Source organism: Roseateles sp. GW821-FHT09H11 (assembly GCF_059415845.1).
In genome coordinates, this window is sequence record NZ_JBWKOA010000001.1 from 264,827 (window position 1) to 283,511 (window position 18,685).

Sequence of the window (18,685 nt, forward strand, 5' to 3'; positions counted from 1 at the left end):
GCCGCCCCGTTTTCGCTTCCATGACTATCACGACGTCCACCGCCGCCTCCAAAGCCTACTCGGGCAACGACCTCCACCTGGCCCACGGCGTGCGCCGCCACGATTGGCTGCCGCTGCCGACGATGCTCGGCTTCGCGGTGGCGGTGGTCACCATCCTGATCACCGCCTGGTTCTCGTGGCGCTCGCAGCAGGCGCAGTCCGACTCGGCCGACGCGATGGCGCGCACGCTGGTCGTGCAGGAGCAGATCCAGACGCTGGGCTCGGCGATGAAGGATGCCGAGACCGGTCAGCGCGGCTACCTGCTCACCGGCATCGACACTTACCTCGTGCCCTTCAACACGGCGCAGGTGACGATTCCCGCCGCCGCGGAGCGGCTGCGGGCGAGCTTCCAGAACTACCGCCCGCAGCTCGCGCGGCTGGAGGCGGCGGAGCAGCTCTTCAAGGCCAAGCTGGCCGAGATGGAAGAGACCATCGCGGCCCGCCGCAATGGCGACAACGTGGCCGCCGTGGCGACCGTGAAGGGCGACCGGGGCCGCATCCTGATGGAGCGCATCCGCACGCTGCTCGGCGAGATGGAACGCGAGGAACGCGACCGCGCCGCCGAACGCCGCGCGCTGTGGGACGGCGCGGTGCAGCAGACGGTCGGCGTGATGTGGGGCGGCTCGGCCTTGCTGCTGTTGCTCACGGCCGTCGCGGCGGTGCTGAGTTCGCAAGGCTACCGGGCCGCCAAGACCGAGGCATGGCTGAAGGCCGGCCAGGCCGGACTGGGCGTCGAACTGCAGGGCGATCCGCACGTCGAGCGGCTCGCCGACATCGCCACCAGCTTCCTCGCACGCTGGACCGATGCGCGCGTCGGCGCGTTCTACGTGGCGCACGAGGACGGCAGCTTCCTGCGCGTCGGCGGTTATGCGCTGCCGGTGGCGACGGGCACGGACGCGGCGCCGCCGGTCGTGCGCGGCGGCGACACGCTGCTGGGCCAGGCGGCGCGCGACCGCCGACCGGTGCATGTGACCCAGTTGCCGGCGGACTATCTGCCGGTCACGTCGTCGCTGGGCCGCGCGGATGCGACCGAGCTGCTGATCGCGCCGGCCGGCCTGGACAAGCGCGTGCAGTGCGTGATCGAGCTGGGCTTCCTCCATCACGTCGGCGAGGCCGAACGCGAACTGCTGGCTCGCGTCGCCGAGCCGATCGCGATGGCGCTGCGCGCCGCCAAGGACCGCAGCCGGCTGGAGGCCCTGCTCGAAGAGAGCCGCCGCCAGGCCGAGGAACTGCAGATGCAGCAGGAAGAGCTGCGCGCCAGCAACGAGGAACTCGAGGAACAGGGCAACGCGCTGCGCGACTCGCAACTGCGGCTGGAGAAGCAGCAGACCGACCTCGAGGAGAGCAACACCCAGCTCGAGGAACAGGCGCGGCAGCTGGAGCTGCAGCGGTCCGAGCTGACGCAGGCGCAGGCCCTGCTGACGGAGCGCGCCGAGGCGCTGGAGCGCTCCAACCAGTACAAGAGCGAGTTCCTGGCCAACATGAGCCACGAGCTGCGCACGCCGCTGAACTCGACGCTGATCCTGGCCAAGCTGCTGTCCGACAACAAGGAAGGCAACCTGAGCGACGAGCAGGTCCGCTTCGCGCAGACCATCAGCTCCGCCGGCAACGACCTGCTGATGCTGATCAACGACATCCTGGACCTGTCCAAGATCGAGGCCGGCAAGGTCGACATGCAGATCGAGCGCGTCTCGGTGCCGCGCCTGCTGCAGCAGCTGACGCAGGTCTTCGCGCCGGTCGCGGCGCAGCGCAACCTGGCCTTCGGCCTGCAGCTCGCGCCGGGCGCGCCGGAATGGATCGAGACTGACGAGGCGCGGATCGGCCAGGTGCTCAAGAACCTGCTGTCCAACGCGCTGAAGTTCACCGAGCGCGGCTCGGTGCGCATGGAGGTCGGCGCCACCACCGACGGCCGGCTGGCCTTCACGGTGAAGGACACCGGCATCGGCATCCCCCAGCACCAGCAGGCGCTGATCTTCGACGCCTTCCGTCAGGCCGACGGCAGCACCCACCGCAAGTACGGCGGCACGGGGCTGGGCCTGTCGATCTCGCGCGATCTGGCGCGGTTGCTGGGCGGCGACATCCACCTGCAGAGCACGCCGGGGCAGGGCTCGGTCTTCAGCCTGGTGCTGCCGCTGGCGCACGAGGCGCCGGTCGACGACGAGCGTCCGCGTCCGTTGTCGCCGGCGCAGGCGCCGCAGCATGGGCCGTTGAGGGCGCCGCCGGCGGTGCCCGCCTTCGATGCGGTGCTGCCCGCGATGCAACCGGCCCGGAGCGCGGCGGAGGAGGCGACGGCCACGACCGAGTCCCTGCTGCGCGAGCCCGCGCCGGCCGCGCCCGAACCGCGGCTGCCGCAACTCGACGACGACCGCCTGTCCTGGGTGCCGGGCGACCGCGCGATCCTCATCATCGAGGACGACCAGCGCTTCGCCCTGATCCTGCGCGACCTGATCCGCGAGATGGGCTTCGTCTGCCTGATGGCGCACACGGCCGAGAACGGCCTGTCGATCGCGCAGCGCTACGCGCCCAGCGCGATCCTGCTCGACATGAACCTGCCCGACCACTCCGGCCTGGGCGTGCTGGACCAGCTCAAGCGCGAGCCCCTGACGCGTCACATCCCCGTGCACGTGATCTCGGTGGCCGACTACACGCACGAGGCGATGGAGCGCGGCGCGATCGGCTACGCCTTCAAGCCGGTCAAGCGCGAGGAACTCGAGGTCGCGCTGCACAAGCTCGAGGCCAAGTTCTCGCAGCGCCTGCGCACGGTGCTGGTGGTCGAGGACGACGCGCGCCAGCTCGACAGCATCCGCCACCTGCTGGCCGCCGACGAGGTCCGCATCGAGGGCGTCGCCACCGCCGCGGAGGCGCTCGAGGCGCTGCGCCGCTCGACCTTCGACTGCATGGTGATGGACCTGAACCTGCCCGACATGAGCGGCTACGACCTGCTCGACCAGATGGCGGCGCAGGACGACGTGTCCTTCCCGCCGGTGATCGTCTACACCGGCCACACGCTGACGCCGCAGCAGGAGCAGCAGCTGCGGCGCTACTCGCGCTCGATCATCATCAAGGGCGCGCGCTCGCCCGAGCGGCTGCTCGACGAGGTCACGCTGTTCCTCCACCAGGTCGAAGCGCAGCTGCCGCCCGAGCGCCAGCGCATGCTCAAGGAGGTCCGGGCGCGCGACAACATGCTCGAGGGACGGCGCGTGCTGGTCGTCGAGGACGACGTGCGCAACATCTTCGCGCTGTCGGCGGTGCTGGAGCCCAAGGGCGTGAAGGTGGACATCGCGCGCAACGGGCGCGAGGCGCTGGAGCGGCTCTCCGCGCCGCTGCAGGGACCGGGCGCGATGCCGCCGGTGGACCTGGTGCTGATGGACATCATGATGCCGGAGATGGACGGCTACACCGCGATGCGCGAGATCCGCGCGCGCGCCGACCTGCGCCGGCTGCCCATCATCGCGCTCACCGCCAAGGCGATGAAGGACGACCAGGAGAAGTGCATGGCCGCGGGCGCCAACGACTACATCGCCAAGCCGCTGGACATCGAGAAGCTGCTCTCGCTGGTGCGGGTGTGGATGCCGCGCTGAGGAGCGGCGGACGATGACGCACGGCCCGCATGAGTCGGACCTCGAGGTCCGGCTGATCCTGGAAGCGATCTACGAGCGCTACCACTACGACTTCCGCGACTACGCGGGCAGTTCGCTGCGGCGCCGGCTGAAGGCCGCGCAGCAGCGTTTCGGCTGCGCGAATCTCTCGCAGCTGCAGGGCCGCGTGCTGCATGAGCCCGAAGTCTTCCGCTCGGTGCTGGGCGACCTCACCGTGCAGGTCAGCGAGATGTTCCGCGACCCCGAATACTTCCGCGCGCTGCGCGAGCAGGTCGTGCCGGTGCTGCGGACCTTCCCGTCGCTGCGGATCTGGGTGGCGGGCTGCAGCGGCGGCGAGGAGGCGTACTCGATGGCCATCCTCATGAAGGAGGAAGGCCTGCTGGACCGCACGCTGATCTACGCGACCGACATCAGCCAGGAGGCGCTCGCGCAGGCGCAGGCGGGGGTCTACCGCGTGGACCAGGTGCCCCTGTATTCCGAGAACCACCGGGCGTCGGGCGGGCGGGGCTCGCTGTCGGAGTACTACACCGCCGCCTACGACCATGTGCTGATGGACAAGTCGCTGAAGGAGCGCATCGTCTTCAGCGACCACAGCCTGTCCACGGACAGCGTGTTCGCCGAGGTGCAGCTGGTGTCCTGCCGCAACGTGCTGATCTACTTCAACCGTGCGCTGCAGGACCGCGCGCTGGGCCTGTTCACCGAGGCCCTGTGCCGCAACGGCTTCCTCGGCCTGGGCGCGCGCGAGACGCTGCGCTTTTCCACGCACGCCGGCGAGTTCGTCGAGATCGCGGCCAAGGAACGCATCTACCAGAAGCGGTCGGGCTGAACGTCGGGCTCGGGGCTTGCCGAACTCCTGCATCGACCCGTTCGGGTCTCACAGGAGAAGCACCATGGCCACCAGCAGCATCCTCGGCGGAACGCAGGCGCCCGCGCAGGCGAAGGGGCGGGGCACGGACTCGCTCGGTCCGAGCGACAGTTCCGACAGCGGCAGCGACGTCTCGGGCGAGCGTCAGATGAGCACCGGCGCGGACGATCCGGACGAGCTGGGCGCGACGCCGTCCAACCCCTCCAGCGACACCGATCGCTTCGGCACCGGGGAGCGCGCGTCGGCGACGCCGGGCAGGGATCACGAAGCCGCCGACATCCTGCCCGACCGCGTCAGCCGCTCGCCGACGCCGGACGACATCGACGCGAGCATCGATGTGGAGGACCTGGCCAGCGGCGACGATCCGTCGGCCGGTCCCGATCCGGAGCATGCGGATGAAGAGGAAGACGTCGACGAATGATGTCGACGAGTGACATCGACAGGTGCCCGTCAATAAGAGGCGGCGCAGGCTCGAGGCACCGTCGACGGGTGAGCTCAGCGACGCCGGGAGGCGTCGCTGCACGGCCTCAGAACGAGCCTGCGACGACCATGGACGCGAACACGCCCAGCGCCAGCGCACCGACCCACAGACGCAGCGGCGCGGGTTCGCTCCTGGGGCGACGTTGCTGATGGCGATGCGCGAGGAAGCAGGCCACGGATGCGCCGCCGGCCAGCAGGAACACGAGCGCGTAGCCCAGGCCCTCGACGGAGCGGCCGTGATGCAGCGCCAGCGCCAGGACGATCTGCCCGAGCATCAGCCCCGCCACGCCCGAGACGGCGGTCGAGGAGAGGGCAGCGGAAGTGGCGGTGCGACTGGACGGGCGGTCGGGGTGGGACATGGTGCGGGGCTCGTGGAAGTCGTCGGGAGGCGATGCCGGATTGTCCCGTCGGCCCCGTGCCGCAAGCCCCCCGAAAAGCGCCGCGCGAGCGCAGTAATTCGCGTCCGCGCGCTTCATGCCGCGTCGAGGCGCTCCGCGGGCCTCTCCAACCACGCGGATGCGCGCGCATCGAAGCCCTTTTTCCCCAGATGCCATCGAGGATGTCGTGTTTTTGCTGCACCGCAGCACCCCCTGGATGCGGGGTGTTTTCAGGCACGACCGGGGCTGTTCGTAGCACCTTCCGGGTACATGCGGAAGAGGGCCAGTTTTTATGTGGGTGGACGAACAGACTCCCTCTGTGGCGGGTGGTGAACTGCGGTGTCCGCAATTCGCGGATTTCCCTTTCGGAGCAACCACCATGACCCTGCCTTTGCTCGCCCGGAAGCCCATCGCGTTCCAGCGTACCCTGCTGGCTCTCGCCTTGGCCGCCGTCAGCGCCAGCGCATCCGCGCTACCGCAATTCACCTGGGACCCGGGTACCGCCGGACTGAACGGATCGGCCTTCACGGCCGACAACCTGCTGGTGTCGAACTATTCGACCATCACCTTCGGGGCCGGCAACTCGTTCACCGAAGCGGGCTACCTGTCGATCAGCGCGGCCCAGCTGGGCGGCCTGACGCTGCCGTCCAACGGTCTGAATTCGGACTATGGCTTCTACATCCAGTTCAGCGGTACCGGCACGCTGACGACGCCGGGCAACCCGGGCACCACCCCGACCCTGGGCGCGCTGAATTCGCTGACGTACACGCTGTACGGCTACAACGGCACCTCGTCGTTCGGCTTCGCCGGCAACACGCCGACCGAAACCGCGACCGGCGAAGTGGCCCTGGCCACCGGTTCCCTGGTGCTGGGCACGGTGGCCACCACGCCGCTGGGCGACGGTACCTTCAATCCGTCGGCCAACGCCAAGCTGACGATCGACTGGCTGGTGCCGGGCTTCCAGAGCTCGTCCCCGGCCTACACGATCGCGCTGACCTCGTTCTCCAACACGACGTCGCAGGTCGAGCCCTTCGCGGGCGGCTTCCGCATCCGTCAGGGCGGCGGATCGATCAACTTCGCGGCCGTGCCGGAACCGTCGACCTACGCGATGCTGCTGGCCGGCCTCGGCGCGGTCGGCTTCATCGCGCGTCGCCGCCGTTCGGAGAAGTGATCGGAAGGCCGGTCCTTCGGGACCGGTCGCGGTTCCGGAACGCGAGGGCATGCGGGTGCCCGGACGAGCCGGAACGTCAGGTCGGACAGGGATGTCGGCGCAAGCCGGCTTCTCGCCGTGCCTCACGGAGCGCCCAGCAGGCGCTCCACGGGCGCCCGTTCACGACGGGACGCCCGCTGCGATGCTCGAATCAGCGATGCAGCGCCCTCAGGCCTGCACGGCGACGGATGCGAAGGTGGCAGAGGTGGCCGCGTTCTCGTCGTCCAGGTCCTGAGGCAGCAGACGCTGGAAGTCCTGCTTGAGCAGGGCGTAGCACTCGCAGGCCCGGGCTTCCAGCCCCGGCCGGTCCAGCACCGCGATATGTCCGCGGGAGTAACGGATCAGGCCGGCGGCCTGGAGGCGCTGGGCGCTCTCGGTGACGCCTTCCCGGCGCACGCCCAGCAGGCTGGAGATCGACTCCTGCGTCACCGACAGCTCGCAATGCCCATGCTGACGATCCAGGCACAGCAGCAGCCAGCGGCACAGCTGCCGTTCCAGCGAGTGGTGCCGGTTGCAGACCGCCGTGTGCGCGATCTGCGCGATCAGCGACTGCACATAACGCAGCATCAGCGGCATGGACGCGCCGGCGCGCAGCAGCTCCTCCCGGACCAGCGGCACCCGCATGCGGAAGGCCAGGCCGGCCCGCTGCACCACCGCGCGGCAGGCGGGGGATTCGCCGCCCATCGCCGCCGCCAGACCCGCGGCGCCTTCGGAGCCGATCATCGCGACCTGCGTCGAGTCGCCCGAATGGGTCGTGTGGATCAGCGAGACGATCGCGGTGATCGGGAAATACACGTGGGTGGCGGGCGTGCCGGCCTCGAAGAGCACGCGGCCCTTCAGCAGCTCGACAGTCTCGAGCTGTGCGGACCAGCGCGCCTGATCCTCGGCGGGCAGCTGCACGAGCAGCAGGTTCGCGCGAGGGTGCGTGGCGGCAGGGTTTGCGGCAAGGGACAAGGACATCGATAGGCTCCGGGAACTGCACATCCGTTCCAGCGGACCACTATGGCAATCACCGTGCCCGTCGAGGTATCGGAGCGTGTCTTTGGTGCCATTGCGTAGGCGTTCCCGCAGGGGGGCGGGAAGGTCCCGATGTCTCGGGACTGTCCCCGCCTGGGTGCGCCAACGCACCGGGTTGTCGATGCTGGCCGCACAGCGTTCTAGGGGGGCCGCCGTCGCGGGCCTATCGGACGGTGTCCCGCTCCCTATAACGGAGAAGCGCGTGGGCATCGGACCCGCGCGCATCCACGACTCCAACCGAGGAAGACACATGAATCGATCCACCACCCGGTTCCCAGGGACTCGGCGCACGCTCCGCCCGCTGGCGGGCATGGTCCTCGCGCTGTCGATCGGCGCGGCGCAGGCCGAGAGCATCCTGTTCGTCGGCAACAGCTTCACCTACGCGCAGGGCTCGTCGGTGATGCAGTTCAACCCCGGCTCCGTGACCGACCTCAACGGCACCGGCATCGGCGGCATCCCGGCGCTGTTCAAGGCCTTCACCGCGCAGGCCGGGCTCAGTTACGACGTCAGCCTGGAGACGGTCGGCGGCAGCGGCCTGGACCTGCACTACAACACCAAGATGGACCTGATCAACAAGCCGTGGGATCGGGTCGTGCTGCAGAGCTACAGCACGCTGGATGCGTCCCAGCCCGGCAATCCGGCCAAGCTGATCCAGTACTCGGGCCTGCTGGCCGACGCGCTGCACGCGCAGAACGCGAATGTGAAGATCAACCTGATGGCGACCTGGTCGCGCGCGGACCAGACCTATCCGCCCAGCGGCGCCTGGTACGGCCAGTCGATCTACAAGATGGCCGAGGACGTCTACACCGGCTACCTGCAGGCGGACCAGGCGTCCGACAAGATCGACGGCGTGATCCCGGTCGGTCTGGCCTGGAACCGCGCGATGTCCCAGGGCTTCGCGGACACCAACCCTTACGACGGTATCGACGCCGGCAAGGTCAAGCTGTGGGCCAGCGACAACTACCACGCCAGCATGTACGGCAGCTACCTGGAGGCGCTGACGATCTTCGGCAAGATCACCGGCCTGGATCCGCGCAGCCTGGGCGTGGGCGAGACCTCGGCGGCGCAGCTGGGCATCTCAGAGGCACAGGTGCGGGTGATGCAGCAGCTGGCCTTCGAGCAGCTCGCCGCGCCGGTGCCGGAACCTTCGACCTGGGCGATGCTGATGGCCGGCGTCGGCCTGCTGGCGCTCTGGCGCCGCAGGAGCGCGGTCGCCGCTCACCCGTCGCGTCTCTCCAGCACGTAACCCATGCCGCGCACGGTGTGCAGCAGCTCGACGTCGAAGGGCTTGTCGAGCTTGCCGCGCAGCCGTCGCACGGCGACTTCGACGACATTGGTCTCGCTGTCGAAGTTCATGTCCCAGACCTGCTCCGCGAGCTCGGTCCGGGACATGACCTGACCCTGGCGCCGCAGCAGCAGCGTCAGCAGGCTGAATTCCTTGGGCGTGAGGTCCAGCCGCTGACCCGCGCGGTGGACCTTGCGGCGCAGCAGGTCGACCTCCAGGTCGGCGAGCTTCAGCACGGTGGCCTCGGCCGGCGCGGCGCCGGCCGCGCGGCGCAGCAGCGCCTGGATCCGGGCCACCAGCTCGGAGAACGCGAAGGGCTTGCACAGGTAGTCGTCGGCGCCGGCCTGCAGGCCGCGGACGCGGTCCTCGACCTCGGCGCGCGCTGTCATCATCAGCACCGGCAACGCGCGCGTGTGGTCCTGCTGGCGCAGCGCCGCCAGCACGGCCAGGCCGTCGATGCCCGGCAGCACGCCGTCCAGCAGCACCAGGTCGTACTGGCCCTCGCTGGCCTGATGCAGGCCGTCGACGCCGTCGCGCACCAGGTCGACGACGAATCCCTCCTGCGTCAGGCCGCCGCGCAGGTAGTCGCCCAGCTTCTCTTCATCTTCGATCACCAGCAGTTTCATCGTGCGTGCTCCCTGCGGCGTGCGGGCAAGCGGCGCACCGGGCCGGCGGACGGCGGCGGACCGCGCCCTCTAGAATCCGACCACCATGCCCCTCCGGACCCCGTCTCTCTCCGCATCGCGCGCCGGGTCCGTCAGCCGCAGGCTGCGCGCCATGGTGTGGCTGATCGTGCTGCCCACGCTGCTGCTGTCGGTGATCGCCGGCATGGCGGTCTTTCATACCGAACGTCGCGCGGCCGTGGCCGCCGCCACCGAGACCGCCGAGGCGCTGAGCCTGGTCGCCGACCGCGAGATGGCCGTGCGCACCGCGCTGCTGCAGGCGCTGAGCGTCTCGCCCAGCCTGGCGGAGGGCCGGCTCGAACAATTCCATGGCGAAGCCGCCCGGCTGGTCGCCGGTTCGCCCAACACCATCGTGCTGACGACGGCCGAGGGCCGTCAGCTGATCAACACCCGCATTGCCTGGGGTCAGCCCTTGCCCGCGGCGAACGGCTTCAAGGACGGCATCGACACCACGCGCCGGCTGCTCGTCTCCAATCTCTACGTCGGCCCGGTGGACCGCAAGCCCAGCTTCGCCGTGCGCGTGCCGGTGACGGTGCTGGGCCAGCCGATGTACCTGGGCTACGGCAGCCCCGTCAGCGAGATGCAGCAGATCTTCCGCCAGCAGCCGCTGCCCGAAGGCTGGCTGGGGGTCGTGCTGGACCGCAACGGCGTCGTCATCGCGCGCACCCGCGACCCGGAGAAACGCGTCGGCCAGCGGGCCAGTCCGAACATGCTCGCCGCGTTGAGCCGCGGGGACCAGGGCGTCGTCGACGCGCGCACGCTCGACGGCGAGCCGGTCTTCACCGTCTTCAGCCGCGCGCCCGACTCGGGCTGGGTGGTGCTGATCGGCCTGAGCCAGGCGGAACTCGCCAAGGGTGCCTGGACCGCGTTCGCGATGATGCTGTCGCTGTCGCTGGCCTTCATCGTGCTGGCGCTGGTGCTGGCGCGGCGCGTGAGCCGCGAGATCGCCGATCCGCTGCGGCGCCTGCGCAAGGACGCCATCCGCATGGGCGGCGGTGCGACGATCGCCGAGGTCGCCGGCGGCATCGACGAGATCGACGTCGTCCAGCACGCGCTGGCCACGGCCAGCCGCGAACGCGCAGGCAACGAGCAGCGCCTGCGCGAGGAGATCGACGCCGCGGTCGAGCAGACGCGCCGTGCGCAGCAGGCGGCGCTGCGCAGCCAGAAGCTGGAGGCGCTGGGCCGGCTGACCGGTGGCATCGCGCACGACTTCAACAACCTGCTGCAGACCATGACGACGGGGCTGCAGCTGGCGCGCCGGCTCAGCACCGACCCGCGCGCCGACACGGCGCTGGACGCCTGCCAGCGCGCGACCGGCCGGGCGGCGCAACTGACCCGGCAGCTGCTGGCCTTCGGACGGCCGCAGGTGGGGCATGAGACGGTCATCGACCTGCGCCGCCAGTTGCCCGAGCTGATGGCGCTGGCCGGCGGCGCGGTGGGCAGCGCTGTCGAGGTCGAGCTGCACATCGACGAGGACCTGTGGCCCGTGCGCACGGACCCGGTCCAGCTGGAGCTGGCGGTGCTGAACCTCGCGCTGAACGCGCGCGACGCGATGCACGGGCGGGGCCGCCTCACCGTCTCGGCGCGCAAGCGCGTGCTGGCGGAGGGCGATCCGGTGGGACTCGCGCCCGAGCTGCGGCCCGGGGACTACGTCGCGATCGCGGTGCGCGACACCGGCGACGGCATGACGCAGGAGCAGATGGAGCGCGCGTTCGAACCCTTCTTCACCACCAAGGCGGTGGGGCAGGGCACGGGCCTGGGGCTGGCGCAGGTCTATGCGCTGGCGCATTCGGCGGGCGGCACGGCCGGCATCGTCAGCAAGATCGGCCTGGGCACGGAGGTCACGCTGTGGCTGCCGCGTTCGCACGGCAGGACGGAGGCGGAGGAGGGTCAGGTCGTGCGCGCGGCCTCGCCCGGCACGGAGCGGCGCTTCGCCGGGACCGTGCTGCTGGTGGAGGACGAGCCGTCGGTGCGCGAGCTGACCGCGCAGGCGCTGGAGGAACGCGGCTTCACCGTGAAGACGGCGCCGACCGCCGATCACGCGCTGGACCAGTTGCGCGGGGGGCTCGCCGCGGACGTGGTGCTGACCGACATCGTGATGCCGGGCGCGCGCAGCGGCGTGGACCTGGTGCGGACCTTGAAGGTCCTCAAGCCGACGCTGCCGGTGGTGCTGGCCAGCGGCCACCCGGTGCGCATCGAGGAGGCGCCGAACGTCCCGCTGGTGCCCAAGCCCTATGACGTGGACGTGCTGGCGTCCGTGCTTGCCGAGGCCATGAATCCGACGCGCGAAGCCGTCTGACGCGCTGCCTGTGCGCGAACCGTGCGAACCGTGCGCCTGCAGGGCTGATTGAATCGACGCTCGAACCCCGGAACTGCGATCAGTCAGGCGCGACTGAAGCGCCCTTGCAACTTGATTCCGGAGCGTTTCATGTGGGAAGTAGCGGTAGGCGATGACATCTGGGTGGGGGAAGGCTGGCACCGGGAGTTCGACACCGGACGACTGGTGGTGACCGACGAGGACGCCTACCGGCGCTACCTGGAGGAGTACCGGCCCACCCGCGAAGAGGCGGGTCTCATCATCCCTCGCCACTTTTTCGCTGACCACGAGGTCGCCGAAGGCATGACCGCTTCGCGCGAGGTCGCGGAGGCATTGGACACCTTGGCGTCGATCGCGAAGCTGCCGCCCGAGGACGTCGACCTGGACCGGCTGCTGTCCGGTTTCAGCACGGCAGCGGCGGTGCTGGGTCCCGACGGCAACACGACCGACATGCTGCGGAAGGCATCCGACGACGACCATCGGGAGTTCGTGAGGCGGCGGCAGGGCCATGCCGCCGCGTGGGGATTGCGGCTCCTCGAAGAACTCGATGCCGATTCGTCCCAGTCCGAGCTCCCCGGGTCGACGCAGGACCGGGAACAGCGCGCGCGGACGCTTCAGCAAAGGCTGTCCGATTCGCCGGTGTTGCTCAAGGAGGCCCTGCCGATGGCGTTCTTCGGCAGCATGCTGGCGTTTGGCATCGACCATGAATCGCCGGGCGGACAGCGACTGCTCACGCTGTGCAAGGCGTTGAAGGACGATGATCTTCCGTCGATCGCCGCCGCCCTGGACCACTATGAAGGACGTCGGAACGACGGTTTCCTGCCGCGCGCACTGGCGGATGCCGTCGTCTCGTGGCGACGCCTCAATGCCGGTCGCATGCAAGGCCTGACCCATCAGATGTACGACGCGCTTGAACTGAAAGTGCTTGCGTCGCGATAGGCAACGACGTTCACGCCACCTTGGGCAAGTCCTTCAGTCGCTTGTCGAGCGTGTTCGCCTGCATGAACCGGTGGATCTCGGGGACGACTGAAGCGCCATCTTCCACGGAGTCAACCGAATGTTCGGAATCACGCCCAGCGGCGCGGCGCCAGGTGCCGCAGACATCGTCCCTTCCTCCTCCTCCTCCTCCTCCTCCAGTACGTCGACCCAGCGCGCCGACATCGAGGGCGCCGATGCGTCTCCCAGGCGTTCGACATGGCAAGCCCATTCGGACGACCTGAAGGCGCAGTTCAACGACGACGGGGCCAAGCCCGAGTCGACACGCCTGCTGAAATCCTGCGCGCTCGGCGGGCTGTTGAAGGCCGCGTTGATGGACAGGCAGCGCGGCGGTCAGGCCGCGGCCGATCTGGCGGGGCTGGAGCCCGGCTGCCGCGCGGACTGGATCGCCGCGCTGGTCCTGGACGGGTACGGGGTCAGTCACGAGAGCCGCGATGACGTGAAGGACCGACCCACCGTCGCGGCCTGCAAGGCCGCTGCGTCGCTGGCCCCGGAGGTGAAGCAGCGTCTGAGCCGGCTGCTCGGCGCCTCGGAGGTCCATCGCATGGAGGCGCAGCCCTACAGGCTGACGCACGCGACGCGCGTCATGCTGGAGGGCCTGGGGATCTGCCCGGAGCCAGGCCAGCCGTTGCCGGAATATCGGCCAATGAAGTCCCCGAGGCAGCACCGGCTGGAGCAGTTGGAAGCACAGCTGCGCGCGCAGGTCCCCGATTACGCAGAGCTGGCGCAGCACTTCATTCAGGGGCGGATGCCGCCGCGCCCCATGCCGGCCTGGATTGCCGAACAGTCACCGGTGGAATCACCCGCCGGACCGGGGTGGCCGGCGCGGTTGCAGCAGGCGGCGCGGGACATCGTCGGACCGCTCGGATGGGGCATGCAGATGCGCCTGGGAGACCGCCTCTGCCAGAACCTCGGGAATCTGTTCGGTGCAGGAGGCGGATTTCCGCGCACGCCGTTCATGTAGACCCCTGGGGGCGTGTCCGCTGGATGGCATCGGCGAACCGACCGGTGAACTGCGGCACTGATGCCCCCTTCTGCAACGCAAGAAGGACGACATCCATGTACTGGCAATCAGGCGAGATCCAATTCGACGTCGAGGTCGTTTACTACGACGATTCCGACGAGGAACTGGATCGTGATCGGCCGTCTCCGGCGGCTTCGGCCCCGCTTTGCCCCAAGACACGCGACGCCATCGATCTGGTGGACGAGCGTTCGGCGCTGCCTGCGGACGGCATCGCCGGCAAGGCGCTCTGCAAGGCCTTCCTGCTCCCTGCCGTCGCGCTCGATCTTCGAGATCCGCCGACGCACAACGACGTCTACAGCTCGACTTTGGTGCCAGCGGCGATGGCGTCTCCCGGCGGTGCCATGCCGACTTTCGAACTGGTCCGCCGTCGCATCGACGACTGGGGCTGTCGGCTTCTTCAAGTGCTCAATGCCGACGATCCCGGAAGCGAGTGCAACGGTTCCCTGGCGGCACGCACGGCCTCTGCCGAGGCGCTGTATTCAGAATTCCTCGAAAGCCTCATGCTGTTGGAACGGGCGCTGCCGATGCTGTTTCGGGCGAGCATGATCGACAGCGATGTTGATCACCACAGCGCTGGCGGCAGGCGCGTATTGCACTTGTGTGGGGCCCTGCCCAAGGAGAAGCGTACGGTCCTGATCGGATTGCTCAATGGCTATGAAGGCGTGGATACGATGGGCCGACCGATTCACCGTGATATCGAGCACCGCCAAGACACTTCCTGGCTCACGCTCAACGCGAAACGAATGCCCAATCTGACGCGGGAAATGTTCGAGGCCCTGGGGCTTGAGCAACTGCGCCAAGCCACAGGGATCTCCTACGTCAAGCCACCTTCGGCAAGTCCTTGAGCAGCTTGTCGAGCGTGACCGGATAGTCGCGCACGCGCACGCCGGTGGCGTTGTAGATCGCATTCGCCACCGCGGCGGCGACGCCGCAGATGCCCAGCTCCCCGACGCCCTTGGCCTTCATCGGCGACGACAGCGGATCGGTCTCGTCGAGGAACACGACCTCCTGGTGCGGGATGTCGGCGTGCGCCGGCACCTCGTAACCCGCGAGGTCGTGGTTGACGAAGAAGCCGCGCCGCTCGTCGACATGCAGCGCCTCCATCAAGGCCGCGCCGACGCCCATGGTCATCGCGCCGATGACCTGGCTGCGGGCCGACTTGGGGTTGAGGATGCGTCCCGCCGCACACACGGCCAGCATGCGCCGCACGCGGACCTCGCCGGTGAAGGCGTCGACCGCGACCTCGACGAAGTGGCCGCCGAAAGTCGACTGCTGGTACTTCTTGTCGAGGTCGCCGAACTCGATCTTGTCCTCGGCGGCGAGGCCCTCGTTGCCGGCGACTTCGCCCAGCGACACGCTGCGTCCGCCGGCACGCACCTGGCCGTCGGCGAAGATGGCGTCCTTCGCAGCGACGCCGGCCTTCTTCGCGACCAGCTCGCGCAACGCGACGCAGGCCGCGTACACGCCCGACGCCGAACTGTTGGCGCCCCATTGCCCGCCCGAGCCCGCCGACACCGGCAGCGCCGAATCGCCCAGCCGCACCACCACCTGGTCGAGCCCGACCCCCATCATCTCCGCCGCCGTCTGCGCCAGCACGGTGTAGGTGCCGGTGCCGATGTCGGTCATGTCGGTCTCGACGGTGACGATGCCGCGGCGGTCCAGCCGCACGCGTGCGGCCGACTTCATCACGATGTTGTTGCGGAACGCCGCCGCGACGCCGAGGCCGATCAGCCAGCGTCCGCCGGGACCTTCCCGTCGCTGTCCCGGCGCGGCGCGTCGGCTCCAGCCGAAGCGCTCCGCGCCCGTGCGCAGGCACTCGGTCAGGCGGCGCTGTGAGAACGGCCGTTCCGGCTTCTCCGGATCGACCTGCGTGTCGTTGACGATGCGGAACTGGATCGGGTCCATGCCGAGCTTCTCCGCGAGCTCGTCCATCGCGATCTCCAGCGCCATCAGCCCCGGAGCCTCGCCGGGCGCGCGCATCGCGTTGCCCTCGGGCAGGTTCAGCTCCGCGAGCTTCATCGCGGTCATCCGGTTCGCGCCCGCGTACAGCAGCCGCGTCTGCGCGACGGCGGTCTCCGGTCCGCCGCCGGGCAGGTCGCCGGACCAGCTCTCGTGCCCGATCGCCGTGATCTTCCCGTCCCGCCCCGCGCCGATCCGCAGGCGCTGGATGGTCGCGGGCCGGTGCGTCGTGTTGTTCATCATCAAGGGCCGCTGCAGCGCCACCTTCACCGGCCGGCCGCTGGCCTTCGCGCCCAGCGCGGCCATCAGCACGTCCGCGCGCAGGAACAACTTGCCGCCGAAACCGCCGCCGATGAAAGGCGAGATCAATCGCACCTTGTCACGCGGCAGCCCCAGCGTCTTGGCCAGATCGCCGCGGCCCCAGTCGATCATCTGGTTGGCCGTCCAGACCGTGAGCTTGTCGCCCTCCCAGACGGCCAGCGTCGCATGCGGCTCCATCATCGCGTGCGACTGGTCGGGCGTCGTGTAGGTCTGGTCGATCTTCACCGCCGCCTGCGCGAAGGCAGTGTCGAAGTCGCCGACCTTCGTCGAGGGCGGCGTGTCGTTGGCCTCCTTCGGCGGCTTGGCCTGGTCCTTGGCCTTGGCGAGACTGAAGGCGCCGGTCTCGCGTGCGTACTCGACGCGGATCAGCGCCGCGCCCGCGCGCGCCTGCTCGAAGCTCTCGGCGACGACCACGGCGATCGCCTGGTGGTAGTGCTCGATCTCCGGCCCGCCGAGCAGCCTGGCGGTGTTCATGCTGCCCTTGCCGAGCTTGCCGGCGTTGTAGGCAGTGACGATAGCCAGCACGCCCGGCGCGGCCTCCGCCGCCTGGACATCCATCGTCGAGATGCGGCCCTTGGCGATGCCGGCGCCGACGACGACGCCATAGGCGACGTTCTTCGCGACGTCGTGACGCTCATACGCGTAGGGCGCAGTCCCGGTCGTCTTGCGCGGTCCGTCGATGCGGTCGGTCGGCTTGCCGACGATGCGCAGCTGGTCGATCGGGTTCGTGGTGGCGGGGGTGTCGAATTTCATGCGGTCCTCCCGGTGACCTTCGCTTGCGCGAGCACCGCGGCGAGCGTGCGCTCCACCAGCGGCAACTTGAAGGCGTTCTCGGCGGTGGGCGTCGCGCCGGCCAGCAGCGCCCCCGCGGCGGCGGTCGCGCCTTGGCGCAGGGCGCGTTCCGCGGCTTCGGCCCGCCAGGGCTTGGGCGCGATGCCGCCGACGGCGAAACGTCCGCTGCCGTCGCGCTGGACGATCGCGCCCACCGAGACCAGCGCGAAGGCGTACGACGCCCGGTCGCGGACCTTGTGATACAGGTGCGTGCCGCCGACCGGCTTGGGCAGCGTCACCGCGGTGATCAGCTCGCCGGCCTCGAGCGTGGTCTCGATGTGCGGCGTGTTGCCGGGCAGCCGATGGAAGTCCGCGATCGGGATGCGGCGCGCCTGGCCGTCGGGCCGCAGGGTCTCGACGGTCGCATCCAGCACCCGCATCGCGACGGCCATGTCGCTGGGATGCGAGGCGATGCAGGCCTCGCTGACGCCGATCACGGCCAGCGGCCGGCTCATGCCGCCGATGGCCGAGCAGCCGCTGCCCGGCTTGCGCTTGTTGCAAGGCTGATCGGTGTCGTAGAAGTAGGGGCAACGCGTGCGTTGCAACAGGTTGCCCGCGGTCGTCGCGCGATTGCGCAACTGGCCCGACGCGCCGGCGAGCAGCGCCCGCGACAGCACGCCGTAGTCGCGCCGCACGCGGGCGTCCGCGGCGAGGTCGCTGTTGCGCACCAGCGCGCCGATGCGCAGACCGCCGTCGGCGCTCGCCTCGATGCGGTCCAGGCCCAGACCGTTCACATCGATCAGGTGCGTGGGGGTCTCGACCTGCAGCTTCATCAGGTCGAGCAGGTTGGTTCCGCCGGCGATGAAACGCGCGCCGGGCTGCTTCGCGGCGGCGGCCACGGCGGCGATCGGCGAGGCCGCGCGCTCGAAGGTGAACGGCTTCATGCGGACCTCCGCTCGCCGGTGCCCGGCACAGGGACGCCGGCCACCTCGGCCATCGCGTCGATGATGTTGGAGTAGGCCCCGCAACGACAGAGGTTGCCGCTCATGCGCTCGCGCAGCTCGTCGATGGACAGCAGCGGACGGACGTTGAGGTCGGGCGTGACGTGACTGGGAGCGCCCGCCTTGATCTCGTCGAGGACGGCGACCGCCGAGCAGATCTGCCCCGGCGTGCAGTAGCCGCACTGGTAGCCGTCGTGCTTCACGAAGGCGGTCTGCATCGGATGCATCTTCTCGGGCGTGCCGAGTCCCTCGATCGTCACGACCTGGGCGCCCTCGTGCATCACGGCCAGCGTCAGGCAGGCGTTGACGCGCCGGCCGTCGAGGTGGATGGTGCAGGCGCCGCACTGGCCGTGGTCGCAGCCCTTCTTGGTGCCGGTGAGCTGCAGGTGCTCGCGCAGCAGGTCCAGCAGCGAGGTGCGATTGTCGACGACCCGCGTCTGCGGCTGGCCGTTGACACTGAGCGTCACGCGCGAGGTGGCCACGAGGTTCTCCTGGGGCTTGGGTCCGGCGGATGAGGTGGGCGAGGGCGCTTGCGCGGCGGCCTCCAACGGCGCGCCGGCGGCCACCGCGGCGGACGCGCCCGCGCCGGCGATCAGCAGGCCGCGGCGCGAGATCGCGCAGCGCTCAGCGTCGCACGGGGGACTGCCGGGTGGGGGCAGGGAAGACGCGGTGTCCGCGTCCGATCGATCCGTGTCGAGATCCATGCTGGGGACTCCTGGCTGGCCGGGATCGGCAAGCAGG

General features: G+C 69.6%; 15 protein-coding genes. 9 read left to right on the top strand and 6 right to left on the bottom strand.

Annotated features, from left to right (window positions below; genetic code table 11):
• Positions 1-20: 20 nt before the first annotated feature.
• From AC07PR_RS01120 to AC07PR_RS01130, 3 genes are all read left to right on the top strand, one after another.
• Positions 21-3,620, top strand: coding sequence for a response regulator (locus AC07PR_RS01120; protein ID WP_377154878.1), 3,600 nt, complete (start codon positions 21-23; stop codon positions 3,618-3,620).
• A gap of 13 nt (positions 3,621-3,633) precedes the next feature.
• Positions 3,634-4,464 (top strand): CheR family methyltransferase, encoded by an 831-nt coding sequence (locus tag AC07PR_RS01125; protein WP_483106560.1) that lies wholly within the window; start codon positions 3,634-3,636, stop codon positions 4,462-4,464.
• Positions 4,465-4,528: 64 nt separating this feature from the next.
• Complete coding sequence (locus AC07PR_RS01130; protein WP_377154880.1) at positions 4,529-4,924, top strand: hypothetical protein; 396 nt, start codon at positions 4,529-4,531, stop codon at positions 4,922-4,924.
• Between the two features lie 106 nt (positions 4,925-5,030).
• Here AC07PR_RS01130 and AC07PR_RS01135 read toward each other — a convergent pair whose 3' ends face one another.
• Positions 5,031-5,342: a hypothetical protein gene (locus tag AC07PR_RS01135; RefSeq protein ID WP_495134076.1), complete on the bottom strand. Its 312-nt coding sequence runs from the start codon at positions 5,340-5,342 to the stop codon at positions 5,031-5,033.
• A 397-nt stretch (positions 5,343-5,739) separates the two neighbouring features.
• Between AC07PR_RS01135 and pepA the strand changes: the two genes are divergently transcribed.
• Positions 5,740-6,531, top strand: a complete 792-nt coding sequence (gene pepA, locus AC07PR_RS01140) for a flocculation-associated PEP-CTERM protein PepA (protein WP_377154882.1) — start codon at positions 5,740-5,742, stop codon at positions 6,529-6,531.
• 207 nt (positions 6,532-6,738) lie between these two features.
• Here the strand turns inward: pepA and AC07PR_RS01145 are convergent, their stop codons facing one another.
• Entirely contained in the window at positions 6,739-7,530 is a 792-nt protein-coding gene (locus AC07PR_RS01145; RefSeq protein WP_377154883.1) for a Crp/Fnr family transcriptional regulator, read from the bottom strand.
• A gap of 307 nt (positions 7,531-7,837) precedes the next feature.
• Between AC07PR_RS01145 and AC07PR_RS01150 the strand changes: the two genes are divergently transcribed.
• Complete coding sequence (locus AC07PR_RS01150; protein ID WP_495134077.1) at positions 7,838-8,833, top strand: PEP-CTERM sorting domain-containing protein; 996 nt, start codon at positions 7,838-7,840, stop codon at positions 8,831-8,833.
• On the opposite strand, the gene AC07PR_RS01155 is transcribed toward AC07PR_RS01150, so the two are convergent.
• A complete protein-coding gene (locus AC07PR_RS01155) occupies positions 8,806-9,498 on the bottom strand; it encodes a heavy metal response regulator transcription factor (RefSeq protein WP_377154885.1) in 693 nt (230 codons plus the stop codon). The genes AC07PR_RS01150 and AC07PR_RS01155 overlap by 28 nt on opposite strands.
• 151 nt (positions 9,499-9,649) lie before the next feature.
• Here AC07PR_RS01155 and AC07PR_RS01160 point away from each other — a divergent pair, with 151 nt between their 5' ends.
• The 4 genes from AC07PR_RS01160 (at position 9,650) to AC07PR_RS01175 (ending at position 14,737) form a co-directional block, all read left to right on the top strand.
• Positions 9,650-11,854: an ATP-binding protein gene (locus tag AC07PR_RS01160; protein WP_495134078.1), complete on the top strand. Its 2,205-nt coding sequence runs from the start codon at positions 9,650-9,652 to the stop codon at positions 11,852-11,854.
• 129 nt (positions 11,855-11,983) lie between these two features.
• The gene (locus tag AC07PR_RS01165; RefSeq protein WP_495134079.1) at positions 11,984-12,811 is read left to right on the top strand and encodes a hypothetical protein; all 828 of its coding nucleotides are present in this window, start codon (positions 11,984-11,986) and stop codon (positions 12,809-12,811) included.
• Positions 12,812-12,929: 118 nt separating this feature from the next.
• Positions 12,930-13,832, top strand: a complete 903-nt coding sequence (locus AC07PR_RS01170) for a hypothetical protein (RefSeq protein ID WP_495134080.1) — start codon at positions 12,930-12,932, stop codon at positions 13,830-13,832.
• 95 nt (positions 13,833-13,927) lie between these two features.
• Entirely contained in the window at positions 13,928-14,737 is an 810-nt protein-coding gene (locus AC07PR_RS01175) for a hypothetical protein (protein WP_495134081.1), read from the top strand.
• Here the strand turns inward: AC07PR_RS01175 and paoC are convergent.
• Genes paoC through paoA form a run of 3 tightly spaced genes read right to left on the bottom strand, consistent with a single transcriptional unit; the run spans position 14,712 to position 18,648 of the window.
• Entirely contained in the window at positions 14,712-16,925 is a 2,214-nt protein-coding gene (paoC, locus tag AC07PR_RS01180; RefSeq protein WP_495134082.1) for an aldehyde oxidoreductase molybdenum-binding subunit PaoC, read from the bottom strand. The two genes, AC07PR_RS01175 and paoC, sit on opposite strands and share 26 nt — an antisense overlap.
• A complete protein-coding gene (locus AC07PR_RS01185; RefSeq protein ID WP_495134083.1) occupies positions 16,922-17,887 on the bottom strand; it encodes an FAD binding domain-containing protein in 966 nt (321 codons plus the stop codon). The genes paoC and AC07PR_RS01185 overlap by 4 nt, the downstream gene beginning before the upstream one ends.
• Positions 17,884-18,648 (bottom strand): aldehyde dehydrogenase iron-sulfur subunit PaoA, encoded by a 765-nt coding sequence (gene paoA / locus AC07PR_RS01190; RefSeq protein ID WP_495134084.1) that lies wholly within the window; start codon positions 18,646-18,648, stop codon positions 17,884-17,886. The genes AC07PR_RS01185 and paoA overlap by 4 nt, the downstream gene beginning before the upstream one ends.
• Positions 18,649-18,685: the final 37 nt, after the last annotated feature.

Excerpts from the sequence above, each read along its gene's own strand:
- pepA (WP_377154882.1), top strand. The coding sequence starts at position 5,740 with ATGACCCTGCCTTTGCTCGCCCGGAAGCCCATCGCGTTCCAGCGTACC.
- AC07PR_RS01145 (WP_377154883.1), bottom strand. The coding sequence starts at position 7,530 with ATGTCCTTGTCCCTTGCCGCAAACCCTGCCGCCACGCACCCTCGCGCG.
- AC07PR_RS01130 (WP_377154880.1), top strand. The coding sequence starts at position 4,529 with ATGGCCACCAGCAGCATCCTCGGCGGAACGCAGGCGCCCGCGCAGGCG.
- AC07PR_RS01170 (WP_495134080.1), top strand. The coding sequence starts at position 12,930 with ATGTTCGGAATCACGCCCAGCGGCGCGGCGCCAGGTGCCGCAGACATC.
- AC07PR_RS01135 (WP_495134076.1), bottom strand. The coding sequence starts at position 5,342 with ATGTCCCACCCCGACCGCCCGTCCAGTCGCACCGCCACTTCCGCTGCC.
- AC07PR_RS01155 (WP_377154885.1), bottom strand. The coding sequence starts at position 9,498 with ATGAAACTGCTGGTGATCGAAGATGAAGAGAAGCTGGGCGACTACCTG.
- AC07PR_RS01160 (WP_495134078.1), top strand. The coding sequence starts at position 9,650 with ATGGTGTGGCTGATCGTGCTGCCCACGCTGCTGCTGTCGGTGATCGCC.
- AC07PR_RS01120 (WP_377154878.1), top strand. The coding sequence starts at position 21 with ATGACTATCACGACGTCCACCGCCGCCTCCAAAGCCTACTCGGGCAAC.
- AC07PR_RS01150 (WP_495134077.1), top strand. The coding sequence starts at position 7,838 with ATGAATCGATCCACCACCCGGTTCCCAGGGACTCGGCGCACGCTCCGC.
- paoC (WP_495134082.1), bottom strand. The coding sequence starts at position 16,925 with ATGAAATTCGACACCCCCGCCACCACGAACCCGATCGACCAGCTGCGC.
- AC07PR_RS01125 (WP_483106560.1), top strand. The coding sequence starts at position 3,634 with ATGACGCACGGCCCGCATGAGTCGGACCTCGAGGTCCGGCTGATCCTG.
- AC07PR_RS01165 (WP_495134079.1), top strand. The coding sequence starts at position 11,984 with ATGTGGGAAGTAGCGGTAGGCGATGACATCTGGGTGGGGGAAGGCTGG.
- AC07PR_RS01175 (WP_495134081.1), top strand. The coding sequence starts at position 13,928 with ATGTACTGGCAATCAGGCGAGATCCAATTCGACGTCGAGGTCGTTTAC.
- AC07PR_RS01185 (WP_495134083.1), bottom strand. The coding sequence starts at position 17,887 with ATGAAGCCGTTCACCTTCGAGCGCGCGGCCTCGCCGATCGCCGCCGTG.
- paoA (WP_495134084.1), bottom strand. The coding sequence starts at position 18,648 with ATGGATCTCGACACGGATCGATCGGACGCGGACACCGCGTCTTCCCTG.